Source organism: Actinomycetes bacterium (assembly GCA_024222295.1).
Lineage (GTDB): Bacteria > Actinomycetota > Acidimicrobiia > Acidimicrobiales > Microtrichaceae > JAAEPF01.
In genome coordinates this window covers 55,851-81,679 of the sequence record JAAEPF010000055.1, presented here as the reverse complement: position 1 = coordinate 81,679, position 25,829 = coordinate 55,851, and the positions used below count along the sequence as shown (strand labels likewise).

16 protein-coding genes are annotated in these 25,829 nt (G+C 67.8%); 3 read left to right on the top strand and 13 right to left on the bottom strand.

From position 1 onward, the window contains the following. Positions 1-21 precede the first annotated feature (21 nt). The gene (locus GY812_15940) at positions 22-213 is read right to left on the bottom strand and encodes a ferredoxin (protein MCP4436972.1); all 192 of its coding nucleotides are present in this window, start codon (positions 211-213) and stop codon (positions 22-24) included. A gap of 85 nt (positions 214-298) precedes the next feature. Here GY812_15940 and GY812_15935 point away from each other — a divergent pair, with 85 nt between their 5' ends. Further along, a complete protein-coding gene (locus GY812_15935; protein MCP4436971.1) occupies positions 299-925 on the top strand; it encodes a TetR/AcrR family transcriptional regulator in 627 nt (208 codons plus the stop codon). On the opposite strand, the gene GY812_15930 is transcribed toward GY812_15935, so the two are convergent. Genes GY812_15930 through GY812_15920 form a run of 3 tightly spaced genes read right to left on the bottom strand, consistent with a single transcriptional unit; the run spans position 870 to position 12,708 of the window. Then, the gene (locus GY812_15930; protein MCP4436970.1) at positions 870-2,792 is read right to left on the bottom strand and encodes a hypothetical protein; all 1,923 of its coding nucleotides are present in this window, start codon (positions 2,790-2,792) and stop codon (positions 870-872) included. The two genes, GY812_15935 and GY812_15930, sit on opposite strands and share 56 nt — an antisense overlap. Beyond that, positions 2,789-3,268, bottom strand: a complete 480-nt coding sequence (locus GY812_15925; GenBank protein MCP4436969.1) for a holo-ACP synthase — start codon at positions 3,266-3,268, stop codon at positions 2,789-2,791. Before GY812_15925 ends, GY812_15930 begins: the two co-directional genes overlap by 4 nt. Next, positions 3,265-12,708: a DUF1729 domain-containing protein gene (locus tag GY812_15920; protein ID MCP4436968.1), complete on the bottom strand. Its 9,444-nt coding sequence runs from the start codon at positions 12,706-12,708 to the stop codon at positions 3,265-3,267. Before GY812_15920 ends, GY812_15925 begins: the two co-directional genes overlap by 4 nt. Before the next feature lie 251 nt (positions 12,709-12,959). Between GY812_15920 and GY812_15915 the strand changes: the two genes are divergently transcribed. Next, positions 12,960-13,367 carry a nitroreductase family deazaflavin-dependent oxidoreductase gene (locus tag GY812_15915; GenBank protein ID MCP4436967.1) on the top strand — a complete coding sequence of 136 codons (408 nt, stop codon included), beginning with the start codon at positions 12,960-12,962 and terminating at the stop codon, positions 13,365-13,367. Between the two features lie 130 nt (positions 13,368-13,497). Here GY812_15915 and GY812_15910 read toward each other — a convergent pair whose 3' ends face one another. Together GY812_15910 and GY812_15905 are read right to left on the bottom strand one after the other, a co-directional pair. Further along, positions 13,498-14,163 (bottom strand): histidine phosphatase family protein, encoded by a 666-nt coding sequence (locus GY812_15910; GenBank protein MCP4436966.1) that lies wholly within the window; start codon positions 14,161-14,163, stop codon positions 13,498-13,500. A 62-nt stretch (positions 14,164-14,225) separates the two neighbouring features. Continuing rightward, positions 14,226-15,044 (bottom strand): hypothetical protein, encoded by an 819-nt coding sequence (locus GY812_15905; GenBank protein ID MCP4436965.1) that lies wholly within the window; start codon positions 15,042-15,044, stop codon positions 14,226-14,228. A 154-nt stretch (positions 15,045-15,198) separates the two neighbouring features. On the opposite strand from GY812_15905, the gene GY812_15900 reads away from it, so the two are divergent. Beyond that, the gene (locus GY812_15900; protein MCP4436964.1) at positions 15,199-16,260 is read left to right on the top strand and encodes a Rieske 2Fe-2S domain-containing protein; all 1,062 of its coding nucleotides are present in this window, start codon (positions 15,199-15,201) and stop codon (positions 16,258-16,260) included. 6 nt (positions 16,261-16,266) lie between these two features. On the opposite strand, the gene GY812_15895 is transcribed toward GY812_15900, so the two are convergent. The 7 genes from GY812_15895 to GY812_15865 form a co-directional block, all read right to left on the bottom strand. Beyond that, entirely contained in the window at positions 16,267-16,944 is a 678-nt protein-coding gene (locus GY812_15895; GenBank protein MCP4436963.1) for a hypothetical protein, read from the bottom strand. An 18-nt stretch (positions 16,945-16,962) separates the two neighbouring features. Beyond that, a complete protein-coding gene (locus GY812_15890; GenBank protein MCP4436962.1) occupies positions 16,963-21,645 on the bottom strand; it encodes a DUF11 domain-containing protein in 4,683 nt (1,560 codons plus the stop codon). A gap of 139 nt (positions 21,646-21,784) precedes the next feature. Beyond that, complete coding sequence (locus GY812_15885; protein MCP4436961.1) at positions 21,785-22,957, bottom strand: thiolase domain-containing protein; 1,173 nt, start codon at positions 22,955-22,957, stop codon at positions 21,785-21,787. Beyond that, on the bottom strand, positions 22,957-24,012 hold the full coding sequence (locus tag GY812_15880; protein MCP4436960.1) for a lipid-transfer protein: 1,056 nt from the start codon (positions 24,010-24,012) through the stop codon (positions 22,957-22,959). Before GY812_15880 ends, GY812_15885 begins: the two co-directional genes overlap by 1 nt. Continuing rightward, a complete protein-coding gene (locus GY812_15875) occupies positions 24,012-24,578 on the bottom strand; it encodes a hypothetical protein (GenBank protein ID MCP4436959.1) in 567 nt (188 codons plus the stop codon). Before GY812_15875 ends, GY812_15880 begins: the two co-directional genes overlap by 1 nt. A 1-nt stretch (position 24,579) precedes the next feature. Then, the gene (locus GY812_15870) at positions 24,580-25,044 is read right to left on the bottom strand and encodes a hypothetical protein (GenBank protein MCP4436958.1); all 465 of its coding nucleotides are present in this window, start codon (positions 25,042-25,044) and stop codon (positions 24,580-24,582) included. 163 nt (positions 25,045-25,207) lie between these two features. Beyond that, entirely contained in the window at positions 25,208-25,774 is a 567-nt protein-coding gene (locus GY812_15865) for an FABP family protein (protein MCP4436957.1), read from the bottom strand. Between the last annotated feature and the right edge of the window lie 55 nt (positions 25,775-25,829).

Below are 25,829 nucleotides of genomic sequence, written 5' to 3'. Positions count from 1 at the left end.
CGCCGACTACGACTGTGGGTTTCACCCGCTGATTGCGATGGCCTGCTTCGGGCAACGGCGCACGGCCTCTTCCATCTTCTCGCGCATGTCCTCGCCCGGGTTCTCGTCGAGGATGTAGAGGTTGTCGTCGTCACGAACCTCGAACACCTCTGGCGCGATCGCCATACAGATCGCGTTTGCCTCGCACAGGTCGTAATTGATCTCGATCTTCATGGCCGAGACTCTACCTTCGCCGCACGGGCCGCACTTCGCACAGGTCGACCTGCAGGGACCGCGGCGACGGGCCATGCTTGTGGGCATGGGAGCGCCCCAGCTGTCAGTGCGCAAGCGACCGGTGCAGGAACGCGGCCGAAGACGCTTCGACTTGATCCTGTCAAGCGCGCGTTCGCAGCTCTCTGAGGTCGGCCTCGATGGCTTCACACTCGAGGCGGTCGCAATCGGCGCCGACGTTCCCATCGGCTCCGTGTACCAGTTCTTCCCCAACAAGCACGCACTGATCGCGGAGCTGTCACGCGAGGACACCGTGGCTCTCGCGTCGGAGTTGCATGAGGCGGCGCAGGGCTTCGACACGACCGAATGGCAGTCCGGCACCGACGGCGTGATCGACAACCTCGCCGAGCTCTGGCGTACTGACCCCACGCGTCGCCATGTGTGGCTGGCCATGCAGTCCACCGCCGCCACCCGCTCACTGCTGGCGGACCAGACCAAGGTGGTCACCGACGAGGTCGTGCCCCTGGTGGAGCCGTTGCTTCCGCCCGGCTCGAAGCGCCGCACGCGCACGATCGCGGAGGTCGTGGTGCAGATGTGCTACTCGCTGCTGCACTTCTCGGTGCGCGATGACCGCCCGCACCCCTCCGCGGTGAGGGAGCTCAAGCGGGCGCTGCGCTCCTATCTGCGAGCCGTGGCTCTCGACCCGTCGCTCTGAGGTCCGCTTCCGCCGACTCTTCGTCGCCGGCGGCGGCCACGAGCGACGAGACCACCGGCCGGAGGTCCTCGGGACCGATCACACGGTCGACAGAACCCACCGCGGCCGCACGGTGCACGTCGTGAGTGCGGTCGAAGTCGGCGGCCACCTTCGCGACTGCAGCGCGGTGCGCCTCGGTGTCGCCCGGGTCGCCGCCGGCCCGTTCGAGTTCCTCGGCGACCTGTCGGCGCAGCACCACCTCGGCGGCCGACGTGCCACCGATCACCGACACCCTCGTGCCCTCGAGTGCGACGATCCGCAGCTCGGGGTTGAGGCGCCGGTTGAGAACCACGTACGCACCTCCGTGGAAACGACCGATGACCACCACCACGAGTGGACCGCGGAAGTTGACGACTGCACGCGCGAGCTCGGCGCCGTGTTCGAGCTGGCGGTTGAACAGCGAGTCCCGCGAGCCGTCGAAGCCCGCCAGGTTGGCGAGCACGACCGCCGGGCGGCGCCCGCTGGCGTGGTTGAGAGCGCGTGCAACCTTGCGTGCACCTTCCGGATAGAGCGTGGCCGCGGCTTCCCATGTGCCGTCGACCTGCCGGGGCCTGGAATCGATGCCGATCAGGCTGACCCCCCAGCCGTCCACCCTGGTGTCCCACACATGTGCCCCGGTTGCGCCCTTCGAGTCCTCCCAACGCCGTAGTTGTGGTGCGTCGCGGTCGGCAAGGGCTGCCATGACCGGTTCGATCGCGAACGGCCTCGTGCGGTCCGGATTGGCTGCGGCGTGCAGCACGTCGCCCAGGTCGGCCATTCCGCGCCTTCCTGGGGTCGAGTGGTCCGCCACGTCATAGGGGTCGTCGCACACGTCGCGGTCGGCAGCGTCGAGTGTGGCTACCCGCTTGCGTGGATGCTCAGGGCCGTGGGCGCACAACTTGTGGTGCATGAGCACCAGCCGCAGGGCCTCCACGAGATCATCGGCACGGTGGTGCGCCTGGCCGTTGGTGATCATCACCGGTGTGCCACCCAGGTCGTGGTCGCTTCGCTCGCTCACACCTCCGGCCTTGGCCAGCGACCGGTGCCCCGTGAGCACCATGGCCGTACCCTCGACCATGACGAGCATGCCGGCGCAGTGCATCAGCATCGTGGCCTCGGCATTCCAGTAGCTCTGGGCGCCCACGTTGATCCCCGCGACCACGATGACGACCTCGCCACCGCCCTGGGTGAACTCGACCAGCCGGCGCACCACGGCGGCGCACCAGTCCATGTTCTCGGTGCCCGAGCTCATCGAGATCCGCGCGCCGCTCGACACGGCCACCCACTCGAGGGGAAGACCCATCTCCTCGGCCATGTCGATGGCCGCGATGATCCGCGCGCACTCGGGTTCGGACACGGCGCCGAGCGCCATCGTGGCGTCACCACAGAGCCAGACCCGCCTGACCGGGGCTCCGGTGCCGTGCAGACGATGCGACACGAGTCCCACCACGATGCCGGCCTCACGATCGGTGCGGCCCCTGGGCACGGCGATGAGCTTGTCCGGGTCATCGGGATCGAGGTCATACTCGGCGAACGTCGCCCCGTTCGTGAGCCCCATGAGGCGCGGCTCGGGGGTGGCGCCCGTGAGCAGGTCGGCGAGGTCGTCGGGGGCAGGGGGGCGGATCGACTCCACCGCTCGGATGTGCACGATGTCGTCGCCGACCGCCAGCACGTCGCCCAGCGGAGACAGCCAGGTGACCCGGCCGCTCTCCTCGGCATGCACTGGCCATTCGCACTTCATGGTCTCGACCACGGCAACGACATCTCCGGCGTCGACGCGGTCACCAACCTCTACACAGTGCGCCACAACGAGGCCAGGCATGGAGGAGAGCTGGTGGTGCGAGATCATCGGACTGCCTCCCCCGACGAGGCGACATCAGCGGACGAGGACGCCGGTGGCGATGCGACGGCCGGCGATATGACGACCACCGCGCCCGCGACCGAGTCCTCGTGGGTGAGCGACACGGACAGCGAGACCCGGCCAAGGGTGTCGGCCACGCACTCCGCCGTCTCGCCACCGAGCAGGATCGACGGGCGCCCCCAGTCGTCGGACTCGATGCAGATGTCGGTCCAATGCACGTCGTGCATGGCGGGCGGCATCCCCGCACGGGCCATCGACCAAGCCTTCACAAAGGCTTCCTTGGCGGCGAACCTCGCGGCCAGGTGCCGGGCGAACCCGGTCGAGGAGACTTCGTGGCCATCGCGGGCCCGGCGGAGCTCTGCCGGACTGAACGTGCCCTCGAGGAAGCTGGTTCCGGTGGCGTTGAGTTGGGCGGCGAACGGCTCGACCTCCACCAGGTCGATGCCGAGCCCGACGACGCTCATGACCGCTCTCCGGTGCCCACACCGGCGCCAGGTGCCTGGTCACCGGAACCGGTGGAGGCACTGCCGTTCGAAGCACTGCCGTTCGACGCACTGCCGTTCGACGCACTGCCGTTCGACGCACTGCCGTTCGACGCACTGCCGTTCGACGCACTGCCGTTCGACGCACTGCCGTTGGAACCACCGCCGTTGCGCTCATCGGGACCGATGTCGGCCGGACCGCAGCCCACGAACACACCGCCGGCCCCCAGGCGCGTCGTCTCATCGACCAGCGCATCCATCTCCGCGGCTCGCCTCGACTCGTCGTCACCTCCTGCCAGACGCCGGTCAACAGGTCGGCTGTATGCGGGTTCCCCGCCGTGGAGCTCCCACCGGCGCAAGTGCTCCCGCTCGGCCTCGCGTTCGGCCACCCTGGCGAGGTAGATGTCCACCTCGCTCGACTCGAGTGCCGCCACGAATGCGGCCGGATGCACCAACAGCACCGCTGCCGACACATGGCCGAAGCCGAGGCTCGTGAGCATCGCGGCCCTCGGGGGGCTCTCCATGGCGAGTGGCCTGTCATCGGGTACCAGCCATCCGCCGGCGTGAACGTCTGGGTCGGGGCTATCGAGGTTGGGGTTGCCGGGTACGACTGCGGTGTCGAACATGTCGCATATGCCCGCGACCTGCCATGCGGCGGCACCACCCTTGGCATGGCCCGTGAGGGCCTTCTGGGAGACGACACGCACCGGATTGCCCGGCGTGCGTCCGAGCTCGGCACACAGACGCTCGTGGATCGCCGCCTCGTTGGGGTCGTTGGCCCGGGTCGAGGTGTCGTGTTTGGAGACCACCGCGATGTCGTCCGCACCCAGGCCCAGACCGGCCAAGGCGTTGGCAAGGGGCGACTCGGTCGAGCCGCGACCGATTGACAGCGCGCCCAGGCCCGGCGCGGGGATGGATGTCTGCACGCCGTCGGAATGGCTGCGTGCGAGTCCGACAACCGCCCTCACAGGCAGTCCGAGCTCGCGCGCCACCGAACCACGGCACACGAGCAACGTGCCGCCGCCCTGGCTCTCGACGAACCCGGCGCGGTCACGGTCTCCCGGCCGCGACATCTCCGAGGGCTCGAACCCCGCCGCAATCATCTCGTCGGAGTCAGCCGTGGCGGACATCTCGGCGAAACCGATGATGCCCTCGCGTGCCAGGTCGTCGAAGCCACCGGCAACGACCACGTCGGCCTTACCCAGCGCGACGATGTCGGCCGCCACCTCGAGGCTCACAGCGGCGCTCGCGCATGCCCCGACCGGGTGCACCATTGCGCCGTAGCCACCCACGAACGACTGCATCGCATGGGCCGCGGGAACATTGCCGAGCGACTCCTGCAGCAGGTCGTTGGCGTGGTCCTCGCCGGTCACCGGGTCGACGTAGAGGCGCTGCAGGCTGGTCAGACCGCCCATTCCGGTGCCCTGTGTGTTGGCCACCATGCTCGGGTGCACGACGCTGAGCACCTCGTCGGGCCGGGTACAGGCGTCGCGGAAGGCTTCGGCGGTCATGACCAGGTTCCAGGCCGCGATCGGGTCCATCGACCCCGCCACCTCGACGGGGACACCGCACGACTCGGGTGACATGCCCCGTGGAAGGGCGGCGGTGACCCCACGTGGCAGGTCCACGTTGCGGCGCATCCTCATCGGAGCTCCGGTGGGCAGCTTCACAGCCCACCGCTCGCCGTCCTGGATCGCGGATGCACCGTCGGTGGCGGCCGCGAATGCCTCCGCTGCGGATCGATCGGCCACGCCGATGGTGACCGGTCGGTCGAGAAACACCTCGACGTCCTGCTCGAAACCTGGATCGTCAACCGGCCGGATTCCGCATCGGTCGAGCACTTCGTCGCGGTAGCGATCGACCAGCTCGGATTCGTCGACGACCTCGTCGCTGTCGACGTCCACGTAGCTGCCCTTGGCACCGTTGGGCTCCCAGCGCAGCAGGCCACAGCGCATGGCCAGCTCCACGGTCCCCCGGCCTCCGAGCTCGCCGAGCTCGGCGCCCAGCCGGGTCGAGGCGGTGCCCCATGGCCCCACTTCGCCGGTGCCACAGATCACGACCATTTCGTCGATTGTCACCGTGGGCCGCTTCGGCCACTCGGGTGCCCTTCGGGCCGCCGAAGCCGGAGGCGTGAGAAGCGCCGCCAGCTCGCGGCCCGACTCCAGCTCTTCCTTGTCGGCGTCGGGATCGGCCGGGTTGACCGAGAGGCCGCTGCGGAGCAGCCGCGACAGCGCTCCACTGCTGGCGACCGCGGACAGGCCGCCGGTCAGGTCGACCCTGTTGGCGCCGGCGCGGGCCTTCGACTGGCCGGACTCCTCCGCGGCTGCGCCGGTGCGGCCACCGATCTCCTCGGGGGCACACAACTCGGCGATGAGCCCACCCATCTCGGGCGGGCTGTAAGTGCGCACCGCGAGTTGCTGCTCGACGAGCGGTGCGAGCGTGTCGTTGGCGGCCATCAGACCCGTTCCCCGCACCCATCCGATCTCTGCGCCGATGATGCGGCAGTGCCGTCCCCATCGGTCGAACTCGGAGAGCCGGCGGGACTCGAGGACCTCGAGTCCGGCCTTGGCATCGCCATATGACCCGTCGCCTCCGAACGTCCCGTGGTTCGGCGACATCGGCAGGACTGCGGTGAGGCGTCGATCACCCGCAGCGGAGCCGGTCTCCTCGGAGAGGCGGCCCACGAGGCGCTCCACGCCCAGCAGGAGAACCCTCATCTCGACCTCGCTGCGCGCACCGGTGTCGGGGACGTCACCCGAGACCGCAGAGGCGGCGAACGGAAGCACCACATCCGGCAACCCGGGGTGGTCCTCATCGGTGGCATCGGCGAGCCAGCCGACCAACCGGTCGATGTCGGTGAACGAGGCCAGGTTGGCCCTCACCAGGAACAGCTTCGCGCCCGGGCCTCCATGACGGCGCAGCAGTTCGCGCACCGCTTTGCGGCGGCCGCGGCCGGAGCTGTGGCTGACCATGATCACCGTCGCGCCGCCTGCAAGCAGGTGCGCGGCGGTGGCCTCACCGATGGAGTCGGGCGAAGCACCGGACACGAGCACGGTGCGCCCCCCGAATCGGCCGACTGCGCGGCGCTGCTCGGGCGTCGGACCCTCCGCGATCGTGGAGAAGGCAAGCACGAGCGGGTCGTTGCCTGCCTCGGCCGCCTGCTCCAGGTACCAGTTCACCGAGTCGTCGAACCGAGCGTCGGATCCGGCGAAGAGCCTGAGGTGCTCGACTGCCGCGGCCAAACCGGTCGGATCCACCCGGCCTGCCATCGCACCGTGGAAGAGGTGGCCAAGGTCTGCCCGGGCCCAGATGCCGGCCGAGTCGAAGCAGCGGATCCGGTCCTCGTCGAAGCTGGGCGCTACCGCCTCCGCGCGATCGGCGCCGTGCTCCTGGTCGAGAAGCGCGAGGCGGTCGCGGTCCGCCGCAGCGGCAACCGCTGCGGAGTCGTCGTCCGCGTCGCGGTCGGCACCGGGATCGAGGACTGCCGCTGCTGCGCCGGCGGCCTGCTGGAAGGCGGCACCGACCCGCGACGCCAGGGCGTCGAGCTCAGCCGCATCGGCGGTCGCTGTCGCAGTTGCGGCAACCGGCTTCGCGATCGCCAGACCCAGGCGAGCCGCCGCGGACTGCAGCGCTGCGTCGACCAGTGCCGCGGCATCGCTTCCCTCGAGCGTGCGCAGGTCGCCACCGCGGCGCGAAGCGCCGTCGCGTGTTCCGAGCAGTAGCTCCAGCTCACACTGCTCCGCCCATCCCTCGCCGAGGCCCCACTCGGAAGCCACATGCTTGGCCACGAACGACGGACCGGCTCCCAACGGACCCAGCGCCGAGGTGATGCCGGCCGACACGGCGGCTGAGAGCACTGGACCGGGGTGGCGGTGGCCGCGCGCCATGGGAGCGAGCTGTTCGGCCAGCACACTGCGTGCCACCTCGTGGGCGCCCTCCACCGAGCCGACACCGAACTCCTTGCCGAGGTCCATTAGCACCTGGTTGCGTCGCGAGGATGCCCCGTCGACCAGGTCATCGATGCTGTCGTCGCCGAGCTGGTCGAACCGGACGCCGCCGAGATGGGCCATGAGGGCGCCGATGGCGTCCCCGAGTCCCACGGGCTGGTCGTCGACCGCACCCCCAGCCGACGGGGCTGCGGCCGGAGCCGGCGCCTCAGGCGTCGACGCGACCGGTTGCGCAGGCGCGACCGGCTGGGCGGGTTCGGTGGCCTGGGTCGAGCCGGGAGCAGCCCCCGACTCGACCCCCACCGCGGGAGCGTCGCCGTCCCAATCGGAATCGAGGTCGATTCCGGACGACGCACCGTCGTCTCCACCCTCGACCGAGACGGACGCCGCAGGCATGGGCGGCTCCGGCTCGTCGCTCTCCTCGAAAACGAGCGTGCGGTCCGCCTCGAAGTGCATGACTTCGACGCCCTGCACCTTGCCGGCCGCAATCGCAGCCTTCGTCAGGTTCGCAAGTGTGGGCGACGAGCCGATCCCGATCTCGACCACGTTGCACACGCCGAGCCCGCCTTCATCGAGCGGAGCAAGCAGGATGTCGGTCGTCTCGATCCACCGCACCGGCGATGCGAACTGCCAGGCGAGCAGTTCGATGAGCAGCTGGCGTGTGAGCCGTGCGGGGCGCTGGGAGATCTCGGTCCAGTCCTCCAGGATCTCGATGCAGGCCTTGCCCCCACACGAATCTGCGACGGCTTCCACGTAGGTCGGATCAATGCTGAACGGTTCCGGATAGAGGTTGGGCACGTACCGGCCCACCAGTTCGGCAGGGTCAATCTCCTCGGGGAATGCGGCGTCGAGGTGCGCCTTGAATTCGGCCACACCGTCGGCAAGGGCGCGTGAGTGGAAGGGCACATCGATGCCGGGCACGAGCAGGAACGGAGCCTTCGCTGCGCTCGGCCCTTCACCGAGACGCTCCTGCAACTCATCCAGGGCCCTCACGGTGCCGGCGACCGCGTACTGGCGGCCGCGCAGGTTGTGGTTGACGATCTCGCACAGCTCGCCGGTCTGCGCCGCAACTGCGTCGACCAGCTCGGCCGCCTCGGTCTCGGAGAGACCGCCGTGGTGGGGACGCACGACGCCGAGGCGGAAGTCGGATGACCCGTCGGCTGCACGGGGCACGAGGTTGTGCATGGCGTTGCCCCGGGCCCACACGATGCCGAGCACTGCCTCGAGGGGCAGCACGCCGCCGGCGGAGGCCAGCGCGTTGTACTCCCCCACCGAGTGACCCGCGATCACCGCGTCGGGGTCGAGCAATCCACTCTCTCTCAGCTCCTCAACCTGCGCGGCCGCGAGCGTCGCCATGGACACCTGGGTGAACTGGGTCAGGTGCAGCACGCCTGCCGGGTGCCGGAACACCTCGTCGCCGACACGCAGCACCGTCGGGTTGTCTCGCACGACGCCGAGCACGGAGAACCCGAGCTCGGACCGCGTGTACTCGTCGGCTCGCTTCCAGATGCCGCGGGCCGCCGGGGACCGCTCGAGGGCATCCAGTCCCATGCCCGGGGTCTGGATCCCCTGGCCGGGGAAGACGTAGGCGGTTCGGGGCGCCGTGTAGTCGCACTCGGCAAGTGCGACGACGCGGTCGCCCTGCTCGACTCGGACCTCACATCGGCGTACGGCGTCATTCACCGCGATACGCGAGGCCGTGACCGTGACAGTGGAGCCAGGCTCCACCATGTCCACGAAACGGATGTCCCATCTGTGCAAGCGCGCTGTCTCGCCACCCAACACGTCATCGACCACGAACGCCTGGGCGACTGCTGAAGTCCACATTCCGTGCACTATCCGACCCGGCAGCCCGGCGAACCGGGCCACGAGGTCGCTGCGGTGGATGGGGTTGGCATCTCCGGAGACGGCTGCGAAGGCCTCCGGGTTGCGTGGCGTGGAGAAGGTCCGCCGTGCGATGAAGGAGCGAGGGGTCTGGACCCACTCGACGCCCTCAGCTTCCTGCGGCGCCGACTCATCTGATGCCGGATCGGCTTCCTCGGCGCCGACCGACGAACCGCCGGCTGCGTCGCGCACCAGGAATTCGTCGACCACGTCGACGTCTCCGGTCGATGACGTGGTGCGCACCACGAGTCCCGCCTCGGCGCGGTGCCGAGCGGTCATCTCTGCGTGCGGATCAACGGCACCGGACTGCGGATTGGTCTGCACCGTGTGGCGGGCATGGGCCAACCGCAGCAGGCCGTCGGCCAGGTCATCGCCGAGGAGCGCATCGAACACAGGCCCCCAGAGAAGGCCCATCGCCGCATCGGGCACGGCAGTCGAGCCGGCGAGCGGCGCAATGGAACCAGCCCGTCCGGTGGCCACACGAGCCGCGGCGCCAGACAGCATCGACAGCACGTCACGCTGCGCCTCGAGCAACGAGTCGTCGTCGAGGGTGGCGATCACCACGCCGTGGTCATCGTCAACGTCGAAGCCGATGGAGAACCTGCCGTCGTTGTCGACACCGGCCAGTTCGGGCCAACGCAAGGTGAGCCGGACCTTGCCGGTGGGCTCGAGCGGCCCCTCGAGGGTGGCGGTCTCACCACCGTGACCAATCGTCGCCATGCAACGGTCGCCCTCGGAGGACAGCTCCCAGTCGCCCGGCTGCGCAAGCAGCCGCAGAGGGGAGCGCACCATCGCGGATCCGTGGAGGACAGCAACGACATCGAGGAGCGACTCGACGGCGCTCGGACGCGGCTCGACCGGCGATTCGGACTCGCCGAGCAGGTCGCCTGCGACCAGAAGGCCGGGGCCTCCGAGCAACTCCGCCACTTCGGTGTCGAAGCGGTCCAGCAGGTCACCGACGGGCTCGTCGACCACCTCGATGCCCCCGACCGCCGCGGGCCCGGGGATGACGAGCACCGAGTCGGCGTCCCACAAGTCGCTGTGCGACTGCCAGAGCGAGTCCGACAGGTAGCGACGCCGGACTTCGCCATCGAGGACGGCCACGAACGGCATCGGCTTGCCGGGTGCGTCACAGATATCGACGAAAGCGGCGACATCGCTCGGGGTGAGCACTGCCTGCGCCGCGAGGGGATAGCACTCGTTGAGCATCTCGATCGCCTTGGCGGGATCGTCGAGGTCGCCCGCGTCACGGAACACCGATGCGAAGGTGCCGTGGTCCTGGTCCACACAGCGCGACTCAGCGCGCCGCAACAGCGTCAGGAACCGGCTGCGGTGGGTGACATCGAGCCACCTGCCGTCCTCGTAGCGACCGTGACGCCCCAGTGCGCAGAGCTCCGCGAACCTCGTGGCGACCTCCGACCACGTCATACGGGTGACGTCGCCGAACCAGGGCTTGGCCGTGCGCTCGAGCAGCCCTGCGATCTCGTCGTGGCGTGCCTCGACGGCGTCCGCGTCGCCCGCGACTTCTCCGAGCACCGCAGCCACACGCGAGGCATGGTTGTCGAGGTAGTGGATGTCGGCGTTGAGACCGGAGAGACCCGAAGTCACTCCGCCGGCAACCTCGCCCTCGGCCACGGCTCCATCGACGCCCGGCGCGGCCACGAGCGCGGCCTTCACCGAGTCGGACGCCGTGGACTCTGCGGTTGCCATCGCGACGGTGCCCATGAGGATGCCGTCGACCGGCATCGCCCTTGGTCCGTGACGCAGGGCCCAGTTTCCGCTGATCAGCTCTGCGGAACGCTCGGGCGAGTCGACACCGCCGCCCACGAGCAACACAACGTTGTCGCGCTCGCGGATGTCGCCGTATGTGGTGAACAGAACCGACTCGAGGTCCTCCCAGGAGTGGTGGCCGCCGGCCAGGCCGCCTTCGAGGTGCAGCCAGATGTCGTGGTCGGTGCGGTCGGCGATGGCCAGCACCTTTCGCACACCAGCGATGTCGCCGGGCTTGAACGCGTTGAGCCAGATGCCGTGGTCATGCAGTTCGTCGAGGAGGTCTACTGCCTCGTCCGGTTCCGGTATCCCGGCCGACACGGTGACGCCGAGGATCGGCGCGCCGTTGTCGCGCGCCCGCTGCACCAGGCGGTCCTTGCCGAGGTGCATGCCCCACAGGTAGGGATCGAGGTATAGCGCGTTGAATACGACCTCGTGGCCCGGGGTGAGAAGCTCGCCGAGTTCCTCCAGGCGTTCGGTGAGGATCGCGGGGCTGACCTGCCCTCCGCCTGCAAGCTCGCCCACGTGGCCCCGGTTGGCGGCGGCAGCCACGATCGGAGCGTCGACGGTGCTGGGAGTCATGCCCGCCAGCACGATGGCCGAGCGACCGCTGCGATCGGTGTGCCGGGTGCGCACGCGGTGCGCACCATCTGCAGCGACCGTTGGTGCGTACTGCGAGTAGTCGACCAGGGGCTCGGGCCAGTGATCCGCTGACGCGAGCTTGCGGCGGTCGGCGGCGTCGCCGGCACCGAGCACGATCGCTCCGCTGCCGCGCAGGGCGCGGCGGCACACGACTGCCAGGAAGGTGGACGGCCCGACGTCGACAACCACGTGGCCGGGGTCGGCGAGTTCGCTGACCGTGTCGGCCCAGCGCACCGGCTGGCTCGCCATGGAAGCGACAACGCGCTCGGTGAGGTCACCGCCTGTGTGGCGGGTGCCGTCGCGGGGGTCAACCAGGTCGGTCAGAAGGTCTCCTGTCAGCGACAGGGCTTTCTCCGTGAGCCTGCTGGCGGCTGCTTCGACGTGTGGGGTCATCAAGGGGTTGTGGTACACGCAGCTGCTGGACACGAACTCGGTGCCCACACCGCCCATGTCCGAGAACCGCTCCCGCAGGTCCGCCAACTCAGCAGGACGCCCACTGAGAACCCAGCGGTCGAAGCAGTTCTGCAATGAGACCTGCACGGTGCCCGCGCCATGGCGCTCGAGTACCGATCGAACGGTGGGCTCGGTGGGGCCGGCCACGAACAGCATCGGGCTGGGCTCCTCTGCACCGCCGAGCAGCTCGCCCAGGGCGGCATCCGCCATGGTGTCGCGCTGGCGCTCCATCTCACCCACGATCACGGCGAATGCCGCGAGCGCAGCCGAGGCGTCTGCAGTCTCAGGGGTGGTGCCGTAGCGCGCCGTTGCCCAGGCGGACAACAGCCCTGCGCTGTGACCGGTGACCGTTGTGACGCCAGCCGACTCAGACGGAAGCCCGTCCTGGGCGAGCGCGTATCCGGCGACCATGTGGCCAAGCAGCGAGCCCATCAGGCACAGGTGCCTTGCGGCCCGCTCCCCGTTGCTCCAGCGGCCACCACCCTCCAGCCAGTCGGCCGGGTCCACGCCCTCGGCCGCCAGTTCGGGGTGGATGGTGGGGTCAGCGGACAGTCGGCGGTCCAGGTCCAACAGGACCTCCGTGGCCCACGCACGCACTTCGGGTCGTGCGAGCAGGGTTGACCGCACCCCCTCGGCCCATTCGGGATCCTGACCCGAGTAGACCAGCGTTGTCGATCGCGCGCCCGCCTTGATCGCTTCGCCCAGCGATCCGCCTTCGATAAACATGATGACTCCCTCATATATTCGCCGGTCGAACAGTAGACCAGCCGCACCCCCGCGCGTTACTTGAACATGATGGTTTCTTCACTTTTTTCTGAACAGGGGTCAATGTTCCCAATGCGGCAGCTCTGGGCGTGATGCCGGGGCGCAACCGACGCACAGATAGGGTCACCTTCGTTCCCGATCAGCGCACGAAGGACGAGCAGGTGGCGAACAAGCCCTACAACGAGCGCCAGGTGAAGCTCGGCAAGGCCGTCATGAAGGTGATGACAAAGGCCAACAACTGGACCTACCGCGCCACCAAGGGCCGCGTCGGAGGTCGGCTCCCCGGCGGAGCCCCGATCTGCCTGCTCACCACCACGGGCCGCAAGTCCGGCAAGGCCCGCACCGTGGCACTGCTGTACATGCTCGACGGCGATGAGATCGTGGTCGTGGCGTCCAAGGGCGGCATGCCCACCCACCCCGACTGGTACCTCAACGTCGAGGCGAACCCGCAGGTCGAGATCGAGCTCGGCGACGACAAGGGCCGCTACCTCGCCCATACCGCCAATGCGGAGCGCAAGGCCAAGCTGTGGCCGCGGCTCGTCGAGATGTACTCGTCCTACGACGACTACCAGGACCGCACCGACCGGGAGATCCCGGTGGTGGTCTGCACCCCGAGCTGAACCGGTCCGGGCAACGCCGGAGACGGCCGGCTGCCCGGGGCCCCAGCGGCTCCGGATGAGGCGTTTCGTGGCCGGCGGCTCCGGGCGGAAGCCGACGTTGTGGAGTCAAACGCGCCGAAAGGGCGATTGCTCAGTCGAGGTGGGTCATGTCGTTGAATCGCCGTAGCACCCAACGACCGATGGGATCCGCCAGATAGACGATCTCGCTCACCGAGGAGTTGTCGGCGCTCACGAAAGCGAAGTTCCTCGAGTTGGCGACATGCGCCAGTACCGCCGCGATCACTCCCCCGTGCACCACCACCACGACCCGCTCACCGCGGTGTGCCTCGGAGATCCGCTCCACGGCGCTCACACACCTCTGCTGGAACCCTTCCCACGACTCTGCACCCGGGATCACGTCCCACCGCTCCTGGGTGTAGACCTCGCGGACCACAGGGTCACCCTCGGCACCCCTTAGCCGCAGCAAGCCGCCTTCGTACTCGCCGAGGTGGACTTCGCGGAGTTCAGCCTCCACCCGCATTTCGAGGCCCGTGGCGTGGAGCAGGGGTGCAGCGGTCTCATGGGTGCGCCGCAGGCTCGTGACGTACACCATCGAGAAGGGATCGCTGGCGTGCTCCTGGGCGAGCCTCATACCCACCTGTTGGGCTTGGTGGACCCCTTCAGGGGCAAGTGCAGGGTCACCGTGGCCGTCCATGGTCGGGAACGGCCGGTCTGGATGTGCGGGCTCGGTCGCCCCATGTCGGACCAGGTAGATCGTGGTCGACCCCTCGGGCGCGCTGAACCGCCGCTGGGGCAACCCGCCGTCCTCGTCGTATCGGTCGACCGGGCTCTCACCCGGCTCTGGTACCTGGTTCTCGCTCACGTAGCAGTGCAGGGTACGCCAGCACCACCCTGTGCAACGACCGCCTCGCCATTGAGGATCTCGATGGTGAGCTGGGGCTGGCGTCCTTCGAGCGCGGTGCGCACGGCCTCACAGGCCTGGACGGCCTCCTCGACGGTGAGGGGTCCATCGCCGAATTCCTCCTCGGTCGCCGCAGCACCGAGTGAGATGGCCTTATCGTTGGAGATGCTGGTCGAGAAGATCTTCTCGACCCACACCTCCCCCTCGTGTGCATCCTTGATCGCGTCCATGTCGTCGAGGCTGATGTCGCTCGGGTCCGTTGGCTCCTGCACCCCATCATCCACATCCGGGAACTGATCATCTCCTTCAGGTATCGACACATCGGGCTCGCCAGACATGCCACCGACCCCGAACTGCTCGGCTGCCTCCGCGGGGTCCATGCCGCACTCCTCGATCATGTAGTCCGACAGCGTCTGGGCAGCCGTGAGTACCTCGGGCGAGAACACCAGCTCCATCATCTCGGAAAGGGCGTCCAGATCGTCACCCGAGCTCCCGGCTTCGGCGAACTGGTCGAGCATCACTGCAAACACCTCGAGTGCCTCGGAGACCTCCGACGGCGCCGAGGCGGCCAGCTTGCGGATCTGGGCAGCTCCTTCACGGGCGGCTTCCGGGTCGTCGTCAGCCGCAGCGTCGGTGGTGGCCGCCATCTCCAGCATCTGCGCGCAGAAGTCACCCTCTCCACGGTCGTCGGACTCCGCTGTCGCCTCAGAACCGGAGGACCCGCACCCCGCGGCGAGAAGGGCGGGAAGGACCAGCAGGACCATCGAGAGGCGCATGGATCAAGTCTGCCCTGCCCATCCGCGTATGCGGTGCGAAGCGGCCCATGACTGCTCGCTGTTGTGTGGCGTGGAGGGCTTGATAAAGTGAAACACGTTCTAGTTTTCATGGGCCGCAAGCCCGGACAGTCGAACACAGGCAGGTAGACAACCGATGACCACCGTGATCAACAACGGAATGAGATCCCCGTTCCCGATTCCCTTCGGGTGGTTCCAGATCGGCTGGCCCGATGACGTGAAGCCAGGGGACGTCAAGCCCCTCGAGTACTTCGGCCGCCACCTCGCACTCTGGCGCGACGAGAACGGCGAAGCGCACCTCAACTCGGCACACTGCCCCCACCTCGGCGCCCACCTCGCCTACGGCGGCTCCGTTCACGGAGACGAGCTCGCATGCCCCTTCCACGGGTGGCGCTTCACCGGCGACGGCAACAACTCGCTCATTCCCTACTCCCAGCGCACCAACAAGAAGGCCTGCATCGAGAGCTTCCCCGTGATCGAGCGCAACGGGCTGCTCATGGCCTGGTACCACCCCGATGGCATCGAGCCGCAGTGGGAGATCCCGGAGGTCCCCGAGTTCAACGATCCCGACAACTACACGGCGGTCGAGGTGCGCGACTACACGATCCCGGCTCCGTGGCAGGACCTGGCCGAGAACGGCGTGGACTCGGCGCACTTCCGCTACGTGCACCACACCGAAGAGGTTCCCGAACTCGTCAGCTACGAGATGGACGGGCCCCGCACCGCGATGAAGTCGATCCAGAAGTTCCCGACGCCGAAGGGCATCGTCGACGGCCACATCAACGCCGACTCCTGGGGTCCGGGCTTCTCGGTCATCCACTTCGGCGGCATCGTCGACACGATCCTGATGGGCTGCAACACGCCGATCAACGCCAACGAGTGCCACATGCGGTTCACGTTCACGGTGAAGAAGCTCGGCGACGACGGGTTCGACTCGACCGTCGGCAAGGCATTCGTCGACGAGATCGACAAGCAGGTGCAGGAAGACGGCCCGATCTGGGCCAACAAGGCCTACATCAGCCGCCCTGCCCTGGCCGACACCGATGGGCCGTTCACCAAGTTCCGCAAGTGGGCCTCTCAGTTCTACGCCGAGGGCATCGACGAGTCGGCTGACGTGTATGTCGGCGCTGAGACCTACGACTACGTGCTCGAGGAGACCGCCTCGCGCAAGCACGGCACCAACCCATTCGCCGACTGAACCCGCTCAGGCAGGGGGCCACGGCGGTGGCGCCGGAGGCTGCACCTGCGGCGGGGGGCGGCGCGCCTTGCTGCGTTTCACCAGCCCCACGACCAATAGGATCAGACCCAGCAGGCCGAGAAGGCCACCGACCACGATCGCTCCGAGAATCGCGAACGCCGGCCCGGCGAACTCAAATACCTCCGTCGTGGTGACGACCCTGGTCGGAGTGAACTCGGCGCCCCGGGTGGCAGACGGCTCCCCCGCCGCATCGCACACCGCCGAGTAGTCGCCGGGCGCCAGATCAGCAGCCACGACTGCAACGGTCCACGAAGTGTCGACCTGTGGGTTCACCACTGTGTCGGTGGACGACCCGCGGCGGAGGTCCACCGGGTCACCCTGCACGTTGACCACGGTGCACTCGATCGCGGTACTGGCATTGGACACAGCGACCCCCACCGTCATCGTGTCCCCTTCCGACGACAACGACTCGATCACCCGGAAGCCCACCCGACCCGGGACTGCCGACTCGGCGTTGCCCGTGATGACCACGTCGCGCGTGAACCCGTCCACGTCGATGCGCGGCCCGAACACCGCCACCGTCACAACCGCGGCCACCACACCCATGACCATCAACACGATGCCGGAGACAACGAATCCCCAGCCCGGGGGACGGGCTGGCCTGGCCTTGGGATCGGGAACCACGCGCCGACGCTACTGCCGTCAACCTCTCGCCGACGGGTCTCCTCCTCGAGCGCCGGCCGGACGCCGGCGGGCCAACTCCTGTTGCTGACTGTGCAGGCCCAGGAGCGTCAGGGCGAGCCCGAAGCCCAGCACCACGAGCGCGATGAGCGACAGCCAGTCCTGCAGACCTGTGACAGCCAGGGCTGCAGGCAGCGAACCGCTGCCCTCGCCTCCAGCACCGGTCTCACCGCTGGGTACGGGAGGTATGACCGCCGGGTAGGTGTTGGTGATGGCCTCAGTGACCGTGACCTCGCCCAGAGTCGGACCGGGGGCGATGGCAACCTCCACCGGATCCGACTGTGGATTGGACGAGTTGGCCCCTCCCGAGTCCGTCTCCCAAACCTTGCACTGGGCCGCGGCCGGAACACCCAGCAGTTGGAAGGGGTCATCCGGAGCGAACTCGGCGGACCCCTGGGCGACCACGACGGGTGCGCCACCGCCGTCAGGGGTGACGACGCACTCATAGGACAGCATGAACGACGAGGCGGCGGTGGCGCCGTCGCCGACCACCACGTCCTTGTCGACCTGCAGGCCGCCGAACAGCATTCCCACGCCGACCTCAAGGGGCTCGGAGGGCAACAGCCACTCGGGCCCTCCTGAGGGGTCTTCATACTGCTCGTTGTGGGCGAAGCTGTTCCACGCGATCGACGGAGCGCCCGGTGGGTCCAGATCCACGGGCGTCGACATCTCCCAACGCACCCTCACCTCGCCTGCGGGCGGGAACGGATCGCCGGGATCGAACTCGACGAACGTCTGGAAGCCGAGTGCATCAGTGCTGAACGGAGAGGTCCACTGCCCAGCCGGGCAGGGCACCGGCGGCTGGCCGATTTCCGTCGTACAAGGGGTCGACTGCGTCGTATAGGTGTTGGTGGTGATGAACGATCCGCCAGAGGACTCCACCATGGGAGCTCCCACCAACCGTGGCCGCTCACTCCACTCCGTGCCGCGGCTGGCCGGATCGAGTACGCCGGTGTCACCGAGGCGCGGCAGCATGTCGAGGATTCGTACCTCTTGGCCATCGAAGGTCCCGTCATTGCCGACGACCACCAGGTACCGGTAGTTCTGCCCAGGATTGACCAGAGCGACGCAGGGGTAGCGGGTGTATGTGCTGCCGCCATCGGTGAGCGTCGGACAGTCGGGATCGTCCAGGGGGACGAAGGCCGACTTGGAGGTGTCATAGAAGCCGAGGGTCGGATTCCCCGACACCCACTTGCGAGCGCCGAACGCCGTTCCGGCCGCGGTCGTGATCTCGGCTGGGTCTGTGCACGTCTTGCCCGGCGGGAACGGGTCACCGTTTGTCTCCCCGTCGGGCGGCACATCAGTGCAATCGAACTCGTCGGTGGCGGTTGAGCCCGCACCCATGGTGTTCTCGACGGTGTCACCCGCGGTCAGGCCGCCTTCGATCTTCATGCCGATGAGGATTCGCAGATCACTGGAGACCTCGAATCGACCCGGGAACTCCCAGGTGAGAAGCGTCACGCGTCCATTGCTGTCCGTCGTCGCCGTGAAGTCGACCGGCCCGGGGGGAGTCGTTCCGGACGGCACGTCGAACGCGGTGATCTGGTAGGGCTGCCCACCGGCTCCGGACTCGTTGAACACCAGTCCCGCAGGGATCGGCTCGGACACGATCAGGTCGTTCAGTGCCGCGGTGCCGGTGTTTCGGACCCTGAGCTGGTAGAGAGCGGTCTCCCCCGGGGCGATGACCGCCGAGCCGGCCACCGACTTGTTGACGTCGATGCCCGGCCGACCTTCGGTCACGTCCACGTCGCCGGTGGTGTCGGGGATCTCGAACACGCCCACGTAGCTCTCACCGGAGGCCTGGATGGTGTTCTCGTGGTTGCCGTCGACGGGATCCCCGCTCGAGCGTGTCGTCTCCCGCGGCGTCACATCGAAGCAGATCGAGGCCTGCGGGCAGGCCCCACCCGTCGGGAAGTTCTCGCCCGGCGTCAGATTGAACCCTGCGTTGGCCGAACTCGATGAAGTGAAGGTGACGCGGACACCCTGCACATCGGCCGCCGCGACGCTACCCGGAAGCGACGGGGTGTCACTGGCGGTGGGAGACCCGTCGATCCAGGTGTCGCTGGCGCATCCGGTGGTGCAGGCATCCAACTGCACGAGGTTGGCGCCGGGCGGGAAGGACACTCCGTTGAACTGGACGAAGTCGAAGCTGTCAAAGAAGTCCCTGCCGGCCCCGTCGTCATCCGAGTCGACGACCTGGAGGAACTTGAGGTGCGTGTTTCCGGTGTTCGACACCCGGATCTTCACCTCTGCGGTCTGCGGGGTCAGCCCGGGTGTCGGCTTGGGAACCGAGGCCGGCGTGATGAACTTCGAGAGGTTCGCGGCAGAATCGGGGGGTGACGTGATGACCTCGGATGCGCATCGCGTGGAGTCCCCCTGGTCCCCATTGATCACGGGAACCCCGTCGGCGGTGACCAGGTAGCAGTTCTGGAACCGGATGCCGTCGCCGACCCCGTCGCGACGGAACGACTCGACGTCGACCGTGCATCGGAACCCGGTCGGCATCGGCTCGTCGACAGTCACCCGCCAACCGATCGCCGATTCCAGCTCAGCAGCGCTGGCTGTGGCGTAGTCGATCCATACGGGCCCGGCCTGGGCCAGTTCGATCGTGTTGGCGAGACCCTGGCAGTTGGTGGAGATGTCCGTGATCCGGACCACGTCGAAGGGATGGTCACCCACCGAGGGCGTGGTCGTGGCCGGATCCCAGATCTGGACATCGTCGAGGAAACCGGGCGAATCGTTCCTGAACCGCACGCGGTAGTCGAGCGGCGTGTTGGGCGGGAGTTCGTTCTGACTGACCGTCTTGGTGCCGGGACCCGACGGAGGACCGGGCGGCACGACCACGAGCGTGTCGCAGTCCTCCGAGGTGGCGGTTCCGGCCCCCGAGTTCTCGACCTCGGAGGTGGCGCAGTTCTGGTACGTACCCGGTGTCGCCGTGTCGTCCAGTGTGCCGTGCAGGTTCAACCCGGCTGAAGCGCCGACGTCGATCGTGGCGCCACCACCGGTGCCCACGTAAGTGACTTCGACGCCATCCACGTCGCAGTCGAAGTCGGCCGGCCGCACGAATGGCGCGGCACCGGACGTGAGGCCCGTCAGCACCACGTCGGGATCGGGCGCGGCGCAGTCGATGGTCAGGTCGGCTCTCGCCGCACCGGCGGGGAACACGAGCGCCACCTCGTTGATCGTCATGTAGTCGAACGGGTCGTCTGCCGGGGGAACCCCGGTAGGCTCCGAAATGGTCACCTGCTCGACCGGGAAGGGCGAGTCGTTCGTGCCGCTCACGGTCGCCGAGACGGGATAGTCCGAGTCCGCTGGCGGGTCGGCCCCGGTGTCGACGTAGTCCGCGTCGGGGTCCGCGAACCAGAGCTTCTCGGTGCTCACCTCGGGGAGATTGGGGATGATCTGGTTGCTGGCGGTCGCGTCCGGACCCGGGTCGTAGCAGGGTGGATCCGTGGGTGCCGACTTGCAGGCTGCTCCGGCCCCGTCGACCAGGGCGGAACTCTGCGCAGTGTTGTCCACATCGATTGCGGTGACGGGCTCGATGGACTCGCCGCCGTCACGCTCGGTGCCGCGGAGGGTCCACTCGAAATCTGCCGTGCCGCCGGCGCCGTACCCGAGCTCGGCACCCCCGGAGTTCGAGTAGACGAACTGGACCCCGGTCACATCTGCGGGCGTCACACCGCCGTCGAGAACCAGGTTGGGTCCGCTCTGCTGGGCGCCTACCACGGTGCTCGGGCCCGTCCATTTGCCAGAGTTGGGCGTGCATGGCGTCGCGTACGGGGCGGTGCAGTAGATGACCTGGACGCGATCCGCATTGTCGGTGAACGACACGGTTCCGAGCCCGGACAAGTCGAAGAGGTTCCAAGGGTCCGGGGGTGGCCCATCGGGATCGCCGTCCGTCTGGTCGGTCAGCACCAGCTCGAAGGGGTCCGTGGAGTTGCTGGACTTGTTGGTGATGCCAAGGGTCACGTCGGTCGTGCCCCCCGACTGCGCGATCACCGATGACGGATCCCAGGCCTTGGTGGGTTCCAGCACCAGGTCATAGGGGATGCTGACGGTCAGGTCGACGTTGCCGCACTGTTCGCCGATGCTGTTGTTGCCCGCGTTCGCGCAGGCCTCGTTGGGCACAACGGTGCCGTCGGTCAGTCCGGTGTCCGCCGGCAGGGTCACCCCGATGTCGATGGTGAGCGGCGTGGTGGCCGGATCGAGCGCCGCGAATGTGAGTGAGAACGCTCCGGTGGAGTCGTCGTATGTGTAGGTGTAGGCCAGGGCAGTCAACGACGGGAACAGGGTGCCGCCAGAGGGTGTTGTGTCACCGGCTCCGGCAGCGTGGGTGAACGTACCGGGCACGAGGGATGCCACGAACTCGGTAGGCAGCGTGTCGGTGACGGTGTAGTCCTCACACCCCTGGGGTTCCCCGACGGCCGAGCACGTGATGGTGATCTTGTACGTCGCAGTGCCCTCCGGCGTGATGGTGGTTGGATTGACCGACTTGGACACACCGACGGTCGCGGCAGCTACCTCGCTCACCCCCAAGACGAGCGTGGAGGCGAGCACAGCAAGCACCACCACTACACGTGCCGCACCGGGCCATCCTGCATCGAGTATCCACGCCCGCGGTCGTCGGATCGCCCAGATCGCCACGGCCCCGATTCTTGCCCAGAACCGGCACCTTGCCTTGGCACCCCAAGAACGTCCCGCCTAAAGCGCTTCTCAGCCCCGACCACCCACACCCAGATAGCTCTTCGGCCAAGAGCCTCATCGCAATGTGGGCTGGCGACACCTAGGGCTTCTCAGCCCCAACCACCCACATTGCATAGAACTGGGCGGCGCCGCCGTAGGCGTGGCCTACCGCTGTGCGGGCACCGTCGACCTGGTGGTCACCGGCCTGTCCACGCACCTGCATCGCGGCCTCACCAAAGCGGATCATGCCTGACGCACCGATCGGGTTGGTCGAGAGCACGCCACCGGAACAGTTCACCGGCAACTCGCCACCCATCTCCGTGGCGCCGGCCTGGGTCATCTTCCAGCCCTCACCCTCGGGTGAGAAGCCGAGGTTCTCCAGCCACATCGGTTCGTACCAGGAGAAGGGAACGTACATCTCGACCATGTCGATCTGCTTGAGCGGATCGGTGATCCCGGCCTGCGCGTACACGTCCTGCGCGCACTGCTGGCCGGCGAGCGGGTTGACCTGGTCGCGCCCGTTGGCCGTGGCCGGCTCCGAACGCATCGACGCACCGTGCACCCATGCCGGGTTGACACCGCTCGACGCGGCGCTGGCCTCGGCAGCCTCGTCACCGGCGAGCACCAGCGCGATGGCACCGTCCGACGACGGGCACGTCTCGGAGTAGCGGATCGGCTCCCACAACATCATCGACTCCTGTACGGAGTCGTAGGTGATGTCGGGCTCGTGCAGGTGGGCGTACGGGTTCTTCAGGGCGTTGAGCCGGTCCTTCAGCGCCACGAGGATGCCGATGTCCTCAGGCGCGCCCGAGCGGCGCATGTACTCGCGGATGAACGGCGCGAAGTAGCCACCCGCCCCCGCCACCAACTGCTGCTGGAAGGGAATGGGGAACGAAAGCGCCCACATGGCCTCGGATACCGACTGTTGCTGCCAACCGATGGTCAACACGCGCTCGTGCACCCCGGACTGCACGTGGCTGGCGGCTACGACTGCGGTCGAACCACCGACGGAACCGGCGGTGTGCACACGGAACAGCGGCTTGCCGATCGCACCCAGTGCCTCGGCCAGGTAGGTCTCGGGCATCATGATGCCCTCGAAGAAGTCGGGGGCCTTGCCGACAACGATCGCGTCGATGTCGTCCATCGTCATGTGTGCGTCCGCGAGCGCCCGGTAGGCGGCTTCGCGGAGCAGGCCCGGCAGCGACACGTCACCGCGCACTGCTGAATACTGGGTCTGGCCGATCCCGACCACGGCTACACGATTGTCAGACATCAGTCCCCCTCGATCACTGCGACGAGATTTTGCTGCAACAGGTGGCCGGCGGTGGCGTGGGCCACGCCCCGATCCGCCTCCCCGGCGGTTATCCGGTTTGCCACCTCACCGAGGCGGAGCATGCCGGCAGCCATGATCGGGTTGGCGGCGAGTGCACCACCAGACGGGTTGACATTGGCGTCGTCGCCGAGCCCGAGCTCGTTGAGCACGATCCTCTCCTGGTGCGAGAAGGGGGCACACACCTCAACCACGTCCACGCCGCCGGCGGCCACATCGGCCTTCTGGGCGGCAAGTCCGATCGACGGGGCCTTGGTGAGGTCACGGGCGCCGTAGTTGTGCGAGTCGATCCGGTGGTCGATGCCACGGATCCATGCCGGGCGCTCCGACCACTCACGGGCCTTGTCGCCGGCAGCGAGCACCATGGCGCAACCGCCGTCTGTTATCGGCGGGCAGTCGTGCTTGCGAAGCGGGTCCGACAGGTAGTCGGCCGACAGCAGGTCCTCGACCGAAGGCGAGCCCTTGAGCTGTGCAAACGGGTTGGACTCCGCAGCCGTGCGGTTGCGGTGCGCAATCCTTGCCATCTCCTCTTCGGTGATGGCACCCGAGTCGAGCATCTGGCGTGCCTGCAGGCCGGCCATCGCAACCGAGTCGGGCCACAGCGGTGCGTAGTAGTACGGGTCGAGCATGCGGCTCAGCACACGGGGCAGGTCGCCGGGCGACGCCTTGGAGTAGCCGTACACCAGCGCCGTGTCGGCGTGGCCCGCCTGGATCTTCAGCCACGCTTCGTAGAGCGCCCAGGCGCCGTCCATCTCCACGTGCGACTCCTGGATCGGCGGCCATGCGCCCACCGCATCGAGGGTCATCACGAAGCTGAAGGCCTGTCCTGCCAGGTAGTCCGAGCTGCCCGAACAGGTGAAGCCGATGTCGGAGATCTCCGCTCCGGCACCGTCGAGGGCGGCTCGGATGATCGGCTGGACCATCTCGACCTCGTTGAGCAGGGCCTCGGCACGCACGTGCTCGCCCTGGGCGACCGAAACGATTGCGACGTCTCTCATCACATGTGTCCCTTCAGCTCGGCGGCGGGCACATCGGGCTCGTCGATCGGCTCCCAATGAGTGATGTTCTCGAAGCTCGTGGTGAGCTCGTCGGCCCAGACCGGCTCGACACGCATGCCGATGCGCACCTGGTCATGTGCGACGCCGAGAATGGTGCCGTAGAGCGATACCTCGGCACCGTCGGGAAGAATCAGCGCCGACACGAAGGGCGTGGGAGGTGCGTTCTCACCGAAGCCGATGTGCACGATGCAGAACGTCGTGATGGTGGCCTTGGGGCCCACCTCGACTGCTTCGCTAGTGGGCAGGCCGAGCACCGGGTCCATGCCACGCGACGGCACGTAGACGTCACCGTCATCACCGTGGCGGCCACCGAGGATCTTCTTCTGCTCGAGGCCGCGCAGGAAGCGGGTCGGCGCAGTGCCCGGCGTGTAGCTGTAGACCAGCGTGGCGGGCACGCGTATGCGCTGCACAGGGTCGTCACCACCAACTTCGGGCAGGCTCGGCTGGGGCTGCGACCAGAGGCCCTCGGGCATGGTCGATGTGGTGCGGTCGCTCTCGGCCGGCATGTCAGGCCCCTCCCTCGACTAGTTCGAAACAGGCGATGTCCTCGATCAGTCCCTGGCGTTCATCTGCCCACCGGATGCGCACCCGGGCGCCGGTCGAAACGGCATCGGGGCCCGGCGCATCCACGACATGGAGCATCGAGGTGTCGGCGCCATCGAGCTGGATCAGCGCGAGCGCATGCGGTGCCTGCAGCGGCTGCCCCTCGCGTACCTCCGGCACCCACGACCATGACGTGATCGCACCTTCGGGAGCCACTTCGACCATCTCGGTGATCGGCTCACCGGTCTCGGGGTCGTACTCCACCGGCGGGCAGACGACCCTGCCAATGGTGTCGCGGATGCCGAGCACTTTCTGCTCACGCAGGCCGGTGAGGAATGCACCGATGACCGGTCCGGTCGTTCGAAGGAAGTCGTATCCGATCGTGAGCGGCGCCCGCAGTACGTCCTGCGAGTCCGGAGAGTCGCCCATGGCATGCCCCCTGTGTCGTACGAGTCACCCGCGTGGTGACCGGCGTGACACTAGAACACGTTCTCGTTTCTGAAAAACCGGCCCTGGGGGCCGGGCCGGACGCGCAAGGGCCGGGCCGCCCCGTGGCAGCCCGGCCCTCGGTTCCGATCTGGACGCGAGCGGCTCAGCCTACGCGGCGCAGGGTGTTCCTGTCGGTGTGGTTGTACAGCTCGTCGTACTCCTTCATCTCGAGCACGGTCACCTCGTCGTATGACCACTCGTCGTCGCCGATGGTGATCTTCACCTCGTAGCGCTTCGTCGACGCGTTCTCGGCGAGGTACTTGTTCTCCAGCACGCCGTAGGTCGACTCACCGAGCTCACCGACCATCGTGAACTCGGTGTCGTCCGCCCCGGCGGAGCCACCCGCGAGCACGACAGTCGCGCGGGGCACCATGAATGCACGCATGACCTGGCCCGCATCGGCGTCCCAGAGCCAGTAACCCACCTCGGTGTGGAACGGGTCTTCCTCGTCGTTGCGCCACGCAGCCATCCGGTAGTCGAGGCCGTAGAGAGTCTGGCGGCCGTTGTCGACCGGTCCGAAGGCGCTGAAGGACACCTTCTCGCGGTAGACGGTCTCCCCCTCCGCGCCTTCCTCGTGGTGATGCGAGACATCAAGGCCCTTGGTGCCTTCCCATTCGCCGACGAGTCCCTTTAGTGGTCCGAGCTTTTCGAGATCATCCATGCCCGACATTGTGCACCATCTCGTAACCCTTCCCCACCGCGAAGCACCCCACACGGTGACTTCC

What these genes read in the sequence shown, in the direction of transcription:
- GY812_15905 (MCP4436965.1), bottom strand. Translation starts at nt 15,044, where the DNA reads ATGCGCCTCTCGATGGTCCTGCTGGTCCTTCCCGCCCTTCTCGCCGCG.
- GY812_15880 (MCP4436960.1), bottom strand. Translation starts at nt 24,012, where the DNA reads ATGAGAGACGTCGCAATCGTTTCGGTCGCCCAGGGCGAGCACGTGCGT.
- GY812_15930 (MCP4436970.1), bottom strand. Translation starts at nt 2,792, where the DNA reads ATGATCTCGCACCACCAGCTCTCCTCCATGCCTGGCCTCGTTGTGGCG.
- GY812_15870 (MCP4436958.1), bottom strand. Translation starts at nt 25,044, where the DNA reads ATGGGCGACTCTCCGGACTCGCAGGACGTACTGCGGGCGCCGCTCACG.
- GY812_15940 (MCP4436972.1), bottom strand. Translation starts at nt 213, where the DNA reads ATGAAGATCGAGATCAATTACGACCTGTGCGAGGCAAACGCGATCTGT.
- GY812_15935 (MCP4436971.1), top strand. Translation starts at nt 299, where the DNA reads ATGGGAGCGCCCCAGCTGTCAGTGCGCAAGCGACCGGTGCAGGAACGC.
- GY812_15915 (MCP4436967.1), top strand. Translation starts at nt 12,960, where the DNA reads ATGAAGGTGATGACAAAGGCCAACAACTGGACCTACCGCGCCACCAAG.
- GY812_15885 (MCP4436961.1), bottom strand. Translation starts at nt 22,957, where the DNA reads ATGTCTGACAATCGTGTAGCCGTGGTCGGGATCGGCCAGACCCAGTAT.
- GY812_15875 (MCP4436959.1), bottom strand. Translation starts at nt 24,578, where the DNA reads ATGCCGGCCGAGAGCGACCGCACCACATCGACCATGCCCGAGGGCCTC.
- GY812_15920 (MCP4436968.1), bottom strand. Translation starts at nt 12,708, where the DNA reads ATGTTTATCGAAGGCGGATCGCTGGGCGAAGCGATCAAGGCGGGCGCG.
- GY812_15865 (MCP4436957.1), bottom strand. Translation starts at nt 25,774, where the DNA reads ATGTCGGGCATGGATGATCTCGAAAAGCTCGGACCACTAAAGGGACTC.
- GY812_15925 (MCP4436969.1), bottom strand. Translation starts at nt 3,268, where the DNA reads ATGAGCGTCGTCGGGCTCGGCATCGACCTGGTGGAGGTCGAGCCGTTC.
- GY812_15900 (MCP4436964.1), top strand. Translation starts at nt 15,199, where the DNA reads ATGACCACCGTGATCAACAACGGAATGAGATCCCCGTTCCCGATTCCC.